The organism is Terriglobales bacterium (assembly GCA_035764005.1).
Taxonomy (GTDB): Bacteria; Acidobacteriota; Terriglobia; order Terriglobales; family Acidobacteriaceae; genus Gp1-AA112.
Map to the genome: position 1 here is coordinate 1 of DASTZZ010000014.1, position 9,153 is coordinate 9,153.

Here is a 9,153-nt window from a genome sequence, read left to right on the forward strand (position 1 = left end):
CGACAAAGTTCCAGAAGAGTGGCCGCTTCGGATGAAATCGCTCGCAACTGAATGGCGCCATCGTGCTTGGCAATCTCTTGCATGCAGACCAATAATCCGTCCAACCCCGCACAATCCATCTCCGTCACGCGAGAAAGGTCCACAATTACCAGAGGGGGCTCGCCTGTAAGTTTCGTTTTCAACTCACGTATCAGCTTCTTTGCTTCGTTTGATCCAAGACATTTCGGCAGGGTCAAAATGATCACGAACGGAGCATCCGTGTCACCGTCCGTATCGACTGTGCGTGATCCTGCTGAAGGAATCGGGTCGGTGGCTTGATACGAGTCACGATCTCCCTTTTTTCTTCTCGAGTTTTGGTTGCTTGATGACTGCGTAGTGAAAGGTCCCGCGGATTGAGGTTGAGCAGCGGGGACAGAGATTATCGGACTTGAAACAATCGACAAACGTCCTCCTATTCTGTTTCTGTTGCCAGCATTGACACAACGCAAATTCCCAACTCAACCCCACTCGGCCGGCCAAAATCTATACAGGACTTTTCCGGGGACTCAGTTAACCGAGTCATGCCGCAGGGCGATTGCCTCACGCAACATTCCTTGCGTCATCTTGCATCAGCAGTCGAAAACGTGCTCCGGCTGACTCGGTCCTAATGGCGCTGATCAAGGCAAAATGGATCACGGATGAACAGTTCGGGCAGGCCGGAAAGGTATTACCCTTCAGGAGTCTGATGTCTCGAATCGGGTGGTCAGTGTGGAAAACTCGATAAAGCCCGCTTCTCGGGACCTCTTCATTGGTCTTGAAAGTGGCGTGGTTTCCCATACTCAGAAGCATATCGCTGCCACCCTCCAGCGTCTGATCAGTTTTGCTCAACGCCTCTCACTGGAGAAGAGAGTGGTCACTCTTGCACAGCATGATGGCCTTCCCAACGGCTAAGCTGAATTCACGGTCAACCAGCGACGTCACAGGCGGAACGCGGAGCATGAACAAACCACACCTTAAGATCACGCAAAACGACAAATCGGGACTGCATGGCAGGTGCTCTAGTTGCGACACGGACTTTGGTTCCGGCGGGCCTGGGCTGGCAAGAAATCCGGGAGCAGCAATGAAAACCATGCAACGGCAGTTTGACAAACATGTTCACCAAGTACATGTGGCCGAGGAACCAGTTGACGTCCTGCAGGGAGCGCAAAACAAGGACACAGCGGACTAATTGCTTCACTCCTCGAACGTCAGAGGCAGAGTTCCTCCAATCGCAGAAAGTTGGATCTCACCCTAATCCGGATGGGCTGCATTATGGCGTACATGATCCCCTATTACCAGTCCGGCCTCTTAATTAAGTTTCGCTGCACCGATTGCGACTGGACGTACTGCGTCCACAGTCCCAGTTCGGCCAGGGTCTCGCGCGAAGAAGAGGAAACAGCGAAGGAACACTACGGGGCTCACCGCTGCTCCGAGTTCTCAGGCAAAACAACGAAGAGGTAGCTGAGCAGATTTTCTGGAACGAGACGAGAACATTGGTTCCAGATGACTCCAGTTTAGCTTTTGGTCTTGGCTTTTGACTTGTGTGTGCGTGCTTCCTTACTGCCGGGTCGGCCCACGTGCTTCGGAATTCCCGTGATAAGGCCTTGATAATCCGTGAGGCGGTCGCCCATGAGGACCAAACCCTTGGAAGTGATCTCGTATTCGCGGATGTCCTTACTATGCTTGCCACCGCGCATCTTGATAACGACCATAATCTTGCGAAGCTGGCCATCGATACATACGTATCGAAGCCGGATAATGTCATCGGTGAGAAAGGAAATCGAGTAGGTACTGAATGGGAATTCCGTGAACGACTCGTTCACCTCAACCGTGCTTAGAATGGTCACGCCGATTCCCGTCAGTGCGGTGATCATCCGGTAGAGCGACTCGCGAAAGTCCGCGCGGAAGCCAGGGGCTAGCGCCATCTCAAAGCCCGCTAGCGAATCAATCACCAGGCGCTTAGCGCCAATCTTGCGAACTGCGGCGAGAATCTCGTGCATGGTTTCATCCACCGAGAGATCCAGTGGCCGCAAGTAGAGGATTTCGAGTTTCTTCTCGCGTCGCGGCGTTTTCAGATCCAGGCCAAAGCTGCTGGCGCGCTCCGCATATTCTTGCGGTCGTTCTTCAAACACCACCACAACTCCCGGATCGCCCTGACGAATACCTTCAGCAACGAATTGGGTTGCCAAGACTGATTTCCCCGTCCCCGAGGCCCCAGCCACAAGGATGCTGTCTCCCTCCGGAATGCCTCCGCCGAGCATCTTGTCCAATTCCGGAATGCCGATGGAGAGGCGTCGTGTGCTGGGAATCTTTCTTGTTTGTCCGGCTAGCCCAAGAGTACGCGAGAAGGCTTGCAGCCCAGCATTGGTAATACGGAAGGTGTGCAGTCCGGGCACGGACGCCTGCCCGCGTAGTTTCATGATCTGGAGTTTCCGCACAATCGAGCTTCGCTCCGACGTTTGGTATAGCCAAAAGAGGCCATCGGATACCGTGAACACGGGATTGTCTCGGATCTCCCCTTCGACATATTCTCCGACCAGAAAAGTCGTAGCTTGCCAACTCGTCAGGAGCAGGGCTAGCCGTTGAATGAAAGCCTGCAGCTCCACTTCGGTTGTACCGCCGAGCGCCTTCCGCACCACAGTCCGAAAGGAGTCCACGACCACAATACCGGGATTTGCCTTCTCAACCTGTTTCGCAATCTCCTCCAGCACCGCGTCTAAGTCCTTCTCCAACACGACCTGGCTCAGGTTGATAAAGTGAACAGCAGTGCTTAACTTCGCCTGGTCGAAGAATGTGTATTGTTGCTGGTATCGCAGCATTTTGAGAGCGGGTTCGCCGAGGATGGTGAAGTAGAGCGCGGGACGTTCCGGAGTGGCGTTGGCGAACACGATTTGGTGCGCCAGTGTCGTCTTGCCGCTCCCTGGTGCCCCCGCGATGATATTGAAGGAAAACTCCGGGAGGCCGCCGCCCAGGATTTCATCCAGGCCCGGTACCCCGGTCGGCAGTTTTTGTATGATTACTCTATCGTGTGCGCTCACGCTTTCCTCTCTTCTCGGAAACACGGCCGTCGAAGGCGGCCTCCGGCCATACATCCTGAACCAATCGGATCGTTAAACCCTCGCCAATGAAAGTCAGGAGCAGCCCGACCAACTGGGCAATGAGAATGACCCCTCCTTCCCTGGCATGTTCCTTGTCAGTCTGCGACACAAGCTCATCGAGACCCCTTAGCGAGCCATCCGCTGCTACTTGTACTGCGCTCAGACTGGGAACTTCTGCCCTGGCCAGCGTCAGAGCACGGGAAAGGAGCGAGCGAAAACCGGCAACTCCCGCGAGTGTAATCAGAGGGCCGCGCAGCTTCGCACAAACACGAGAAGCGGCAGACTCCGACGGCGCGGAGTTCTCGTCCCCAACGGCTTCGTATGCAAGAAGGCGCTGGGCCAAATTTCGTGATTCCTGAAGACTCACGATTTCTTTTTCCATGCAGGATAAATTCTAGACTCAGTTTTCTATACTCAGTTCGGCTTGGGGCTTTTGATTGCAGCCACGACCGCCAAGACCGTCGCCGAGTTTAGGACGTTTCCAGAAATAGTCTTCAGTGCTTCTGTGACGGGGGGATATTGCTCCGCCAGCTCCTCCAGACGCGCACTGACGCCGTGGAGATCATCCACTTCGTGGAGGATCGATTCAAAGCCCACAGGTACGCCGCTATTCGGGAGGAACCTAAAGTCTGGAAGAATCTCAGATGTTACCAGCTGCAAGGTAATCGCTTCGCCGACAACTCGGGCAAGCAACCCGAGCAACTGGGTAATGAGAATTATCCCTGCGTCGCGCGCTTCATCCGCATCGATTTGCGGCCGAAGCGCGTCTAGGCCGTGCAAGGAGCCATCCGCTGCCACCTGTACCGCGCTGAGACTCGGAGCGTCCGCCTTGGCCAGCGTCAGTGCACGGGAAATCAGCGAGCGAAAACCGGCAACTCCCGCGAGTGTAACTAGAGGCCCGCGCAGTTTCGCACAAACACGAAAAGCGGCGAACTCCGCCGGCTCGGAGGCTTTGCCAGCAGCGCTTTCGTGAGCGAGAAGCCGTAAAGCCAACTCTCGCGTCTGTGGGGGAAGCATCGTTATCCGCTCGGTTGCCATGCAGAATGCCGCCGAAAGACTCAACGTGGAGCGTTCTCAGTCAGCGTACGCAGTCAATGTTACCCGCTTTGCGGCTGCTCGGATAGGGTGCGCACCTGCTGCGGTGGGTTCAACAATTTCGCTTACCCTGTCCAGGTTCTTGAGAGATGGCGATAGGTGAGCAATCGCATTCCCAAAAGGCTTCGCGAATTGTGGCCAGGAATGCTCTTAGACTTGTACACACTGTTTGCCGCACAACTACAGCTGTGGCGGCATTCCTGTCGATTGGATTCGGAATCATAATGATAGGGTTCTTGCCAAATTATGCCGCTTCGAATTCTGATCGCAGACGATAGCCGGGCTGTCAGGCATAGTCTGCATGGTTTGCTGGAGCAACATCCTGGTTGGGAAGTGTGCGCAGAAGCAGTGGACGGGGCAGACGCCGTCGACAAGGCTCAGGAATGTGTGCCGGACATCATTCTTTTAGACTTCTTTATGCCTGGAATGACTGGGGTCGATGCTGCGCGGGTGCTGGGACGTGTTCTTCCGTCTGTTCCGATTCTCCTGGTCACGATCTACGTCACGTCTGAGCTGGTTAAACAGGCCAAAGCTGCAGGAATCAAGGGAGCTGCTCCCAAGTCCGATACTCGGGGGATCTTGAATGGGGTCGAGGCTCTAGTGAACAAAGAGACATTTTTCGAGATCAAACCAATTGAGCCTGCAACAGATTCTTTGCTTTGATTAGGCCGCGGAGTTGCGGTCTGTCGAGTCTTCAATAGATGGCGCGGCGCGCGCTTCAGCCTTCGCCACGGGTAGCGTCACCTTCACAGAAGTGCCAGGTTCTTCCGAGACGACCTCTAACAAGCCGTCGAGCTCAAGCACCCTCTCCCGCATGCCTGCTGTGCCGACTCCCAAACCGGAGCCGCTGTGAAGAGTTTCCAATTGCCCGGGCGGGAATCCACGGCCATAGTCTCTTACGAGCAAGACGGCGTGACCATTCTCCGTCTCTAACCGAACGTCTACTTTCGAACTCCGAGAATGGCGATGCACATTAGTCAGGCTCTCCTGCAGTGCCCGGAACAAAACCATTTCAACGTCTGCCGGCAGCCGTTCGAGACGCGGGGATATTTCCAAGTTCGCCTGAATGCCGCTCCGCTTGGCGAATCCTTCCACATACCACGCCGCAGCAGGAGCCAACCCGCTCTCGTCCAGCATCGGCGGATGCAACAAGTAAGAGATGGTACGGATCTCCGCCAGGCATCTGTCCAGCAACTGGTTCGATTCTGCCAGCACCGCCTTGGCTTTCTGGGGGTCAGGCTGGTTCAACTGGGCGAGATTCATCTTGAGTGCCACCAAATACTGCCCGGCACTGTCATGCAATTCGCGAGCAATCCTGCGCCGCTCGTCGTCCTGGACGTGCTGCAAATGGCTCGATAGCCGACGTAAAGATTCGGTGCGCCGCTGCACCAGGAATTCGAGTTGATCATGCGCTCGCAGGAGAGCTTCTTCGGCCTGCTTCCGCTCGGTGATGTCGTAAAAACAATTGATTGCTCCCGCGATTTCTCCCAGTTGGTTTTTGAGCGGGCGGATGTTGACGACGACCGTGACTTGCGTACCATCGGGCCGCGCGATCAGGACTTCCGCGTCCCGAATCTCAGGTATCCTGCCGCACACGACCTCGGCCATGGGGCACTGATCGTGGGGCATGAGAGTTCCGTCGGGACGAGATAACTCGTGTGATCCGCAGAACCGCTCGTCCGTATCCCCCGGAACCGGCGTGCGGCCCCACAATTCTGCAGCGCGATCGTTGAATTCCCTGATCACACCTGCAGCATCGCAGGAGTAGACGGCAACCGGACCTAGATCAAACAAGATGCGATAGTGCTCCTCACTATCGCGAATGGCTTCTTGCGCCTTCTTGCGCTCCATCAGGTCTGCCGCCTGCCGAACCAGGATGTCGAACATCCGCAAATCGCGCTCGGAAGGCTGATGCGGCTCGCGCCAGTGGGTCGAGATCATGCCCACAATCTTCCCGCTTCGCGAAACCAGCGGCGTGGTCTGACAAGCGTGAATGCCGGTTTCGAGATACATCGCCCGGTCTTCGCTACCGGTCATGAAGTCGCAACTCTCTATATCAGGGGCGATCACGCGCTTGCCGGTACGCAAGGCAGCGCCGCAGGTCGACTTTGAGGAGTCGCTTCCCACCCATTCCCAGAATGCAGCCGCCTGCGGACTGAATCCGTGGAAAGCCAGCAGACGGAGCTCGCCTCCGCTCCCTCGCTCAGGATAAAGGATCTGCAGGCTGGCGAAATCCGATCGCATAATGGAAACCGCCCCGTTCAGGATCCTTTGGTAGAGCGATTCGACATTCTCTTCGTCAATCAGCTGCGCGCTGATGCTATGTAGAAGCTTTGTGTCGACAAGTTCTGTTTGCAGGTGCGCTTCGCTGACGCGCAGAGCTTCTTCCGAACGCTTGCGCTCGGTGATGTCGCGGGCAATTTTGGATGCCCCCACGACTCGCCCCTTCGTATCTTTTATTGGAGAAACCGTCAAAGAGATGTCGAGCAACGAACCGTCTTTGTGCCGGCGGACGGTTTCGTAATGGTCGACCGACTCACCCCGGCGAATGCGATTCAAAATCATCGGCTCGTCATCCGCGTGATCAGGAGGAATCAACATCGTGATCGGTTGTCCGATGGCTTCCTGTCGGGTATAGCCGAATATCCGTTCCGCTCCTCGATTCCAACTGGTAATGACCCCATTGAGGTCTTTACTAACGATGGCATCGTCGGAAGATGCGACAATAGCGGCAGTCTCCGCATTTTGACGTGTGCGATGGTTTTCTCGAAGCAGGGCATCGCCCAGAACTTGCAGCAACTCACCATTCACGATTAGACGACTCTGCGGCACCGGCTGCTGTTGGCGCGCAATTTCCCACAAACGTTCGAACTGGATACCGGCCTGGCGCGCCAGATGCTGAATTTCTGAGACCTGCGAGAAGTCGGCGAAGACGTATCCGCCCACCGCGGTACCCACAATCTTTCCCTCCAGTACGAGCGAGGTTCCCACGACTGACAAACCGTGAAATTGAGAAACGATGACCGCAGGCCGATCTGTTGTCTGCGCCAAACAGCGGTGTGCGCATTCAGCAAAGATGCCGGGGTCATATCCGCTCTGTTCAAATAATTGGAACAACGGAGTGGGATGGACCGCGCCCGACACGGAGCGCATTTCGCGGTCGAACAACTTGACGGTCAAGTGGGCAGCTCTGGCATATTTGTCCAGCGCTGTTTCCCATAGATCGGAGCTGAAGAGAACGTCGCTTGAAAGGCTCATAAGGCGGGCGCATCTTTTGACTGGATTTGACGAGGCCGCCTGACGCTGCGACGCTCGGGGGCGCGAGATACCAGTCCCCCGTAAGTGGAAAATGGAAGCTTAGGCACCGGCAAGGCGCGCGGCAGCACGTGCATGCCCTTGCGGTCCAGAATTTCGCATTCGTGCGTCACGCGGTCCACCGGATTCGCCCGCATCTTGCCGACAGTCAAACCCAGCCGGAAAGAGTCCCCCAGTTCGATCCAGTTCATAAGGATGATGTTGTCCACCAGCGAGCTCATGGCGAAGTCGCCCATCATGGAATTCATTCCCAACATCTCGGGGTTCTCGTGGTTGTACACCGCGACAATCTGGTGTTCCTTCATCAGGGCCACCAGAGCATGAAAGAAGTCGCGAAAGATCCTGCCTCTTGTCCCAAGAGCGGAACCGTATGTGGAAAGGCTGTCGATCAGCACCCGTTTTGGTTTGAATTCTTTCACGAGTTCTTCGATGTGGTGGAAGTGCACATCCACTTCGATTTCCTGAGGCGGTTCATATTCCACGCGAACCAGGCCGCTTTTCAGAAGTTCTGGGAGATCGATGCCGATGCTGGCGGCATTGCGCTCGATCTGTTCGACCTGCTCATCGAGCGAGAGCATCAAGCTGCGCTCGTCGCGCCTGGCTCCTTCGGTAATGAACTGGAGTCCCATGACGCTTTTGCCGACCCCTGAGATTCCCGCCACGACCGTGGTGCTGCCCACAAAGTAGCCGCCGTTGATGACTTCGTCGAGACCAGGAATTCCCGACGGGAGCCGCGTATTGGGATCGAATGCAGCGGCTCGATCCCGACTAGGTCTTCGAGGCGCCTGAACGCGGCGATACACCTGGATGCCCGTGCCATCGATGATGCGGAACGAGTGGCGCCCCATCTGAAAATCCTGGCCTCGCGATTTCACAATCTCGATGGAGCGGCTGACCGCGCGCTGCGCCTCCTCCATCCTGAGCCTGATCACCGTGTCCGCAATAGATTCTTCGGGCAAAGATGCGGGCGCACTCCCGTCCAGGGATGACGCTTCGACCGCCAGAAGGGCGGTGAGGTTCTCGCGCTGCAAACCCTCTGTCAGCACATGAAAGGCGGAACGCGACTCGGGCCCGCCATTGCTGCCGACCAAGCGCCCGACGCCGTCGATGAAGATCCGGCGAGCGCCGATCTTCGCTGCTTCTTCCAGGAGCACGCTGTCCGCTTGTTGCAGTTCCTGCCGCAGCACCTCGCGGGTGGTGAACACGATCTTTAATTTCCGGAGTTCTTCGAGCTTACGAAGATCCCAACCCAAACCCAGCGCGTCGCGCATGATTTTGTCGGGTGAGACTTCAAACACAACGATAATTCCGGGTTCGTCGAACTGACTCGCCCCGCGGTACACGAACTCGACACCCATCGTAGTCTTACCGGCTCCGATGGCCCCTTCCACCAGGATGACGTTGCCCCGCGGAATGCCGTTGGGCAGAATATCGTCCAGTCCGGCGATGCCGGTCTTCACCAGATCGGGGTCAGGCATACGGTTCTCCGCTTCTTCTGGCCTCAAGCGCAAACGCTCTTAACCAGCCGTAAGTGCTCAGCGCGCGGTTCGTTACGCGAGTTTAGGATCGCAAGGATTTCCTGCCGCCCTTGTCGAGTGGAAGCCAATTCCAGCAGTCTCTTCAGGCC

At 56.3% G+C, this 9,153-nt stretch carries 5 protein-coding genes; 1 reads left to right on the plus strand and 4 read right to left on the minus strand.

What is annotated here, in order from left to right:
- Positions 1–1,532 precede the first annotated feature (1,532 nt).
- A complete protein-coding gene (locus VFU50_01785; protein HEU5231561.1) occupies positions 1,533–3,056 on the minus strand; it encodes an ATPase domain-containing protein in 1,524 nt (507 codons plus the stop codon).
- 474 nt (positions 3,057–3,530) lie between these two features.
- Positions 3,531–4,154: a hypothetical protein gene (locus VFU50_01790; GenBank protein ID HEU5231562.1), complete on the minus strand. Its 624-nt coding sequence runs from the start codon at positions 4,152–4,154 to the stop codon at positions 3,531–3,533.
- Between the two features lie 303 nt (positions 4,155–4,457).
- On the opposite strand from VFU50_01790, the gene VFU50_01795 reads away from it, so the two are divergent.
- A complete protein-coding gene (locus VFU50_01795) occupies positions 4,458–4,874 on the plus strand; it encodes a response regulator transcription factor (GenBank protein ID HEU5231563.1) in 417 nt (138 codons plus the stop codon).
- On the opposite strand, the gene VFU50_01800 is transcribed toward VFU50_01795, so the two are convergent.
- Positions 4,875–7,469, minus strand: coding sequence for a PAS domain S-box protein (locus VFU50_01800; GenBank protein HEU5231564.1), 2,595 nt, complete (start codon positions 7,467–7,469; stop codon positions 4,875–4,877). It abuts the gene before it with no gap.
- The gene (locus VFU50_01805; GenBank protein HEU5231565.1) at positions 7,466–9,004 is read right to left on the minus strand and encodes an ATPase domain-containing protein; all 1,539 of its coding nucleotides are present in this window, start codon (positions 9,002–9,004) and stop codon (positions 7,466–7,468) included. Before VFU50_01805 ends, VFU50_01800 begins: the two co-directional genes overlap by 4 nt.
- Between the last annotated feature and the right edge of the window lie 149 nt (positions 9,005–9,153).

Bases quoted from the DNA above. Each gene is read 5' to 3' on its own strand.
- VFU50_01790 (HEU5231562.1), bottom strand. From the start codon at position 4,154: ATGGCAACCGAGCGGATAACGATGCTTCCCCCACAGACGCGAGAGTTG.
- VFU50_01795 (HEU5231563.1), top strand. From the start codon at position 4,458: ATGCCGCTTCGAATTCTGATCGCAGACGATAGCCGGGCTGTCAGGCAT.
- VFU50_01800 (HEU5231564.1), bottom strand. From the start codon at position 7,469: ATGAGCCTTTCAAGCGACGTTCTCTTCAGCTCCGATCTATGGGAAACA.
- VFU50_01805 (HEU5231565.1), bottom strand. From the start codon at position 9,004: ATGCCTGACCCCGATCTGGTGAAGACCGGCATCGCCGGACTGGACGAT.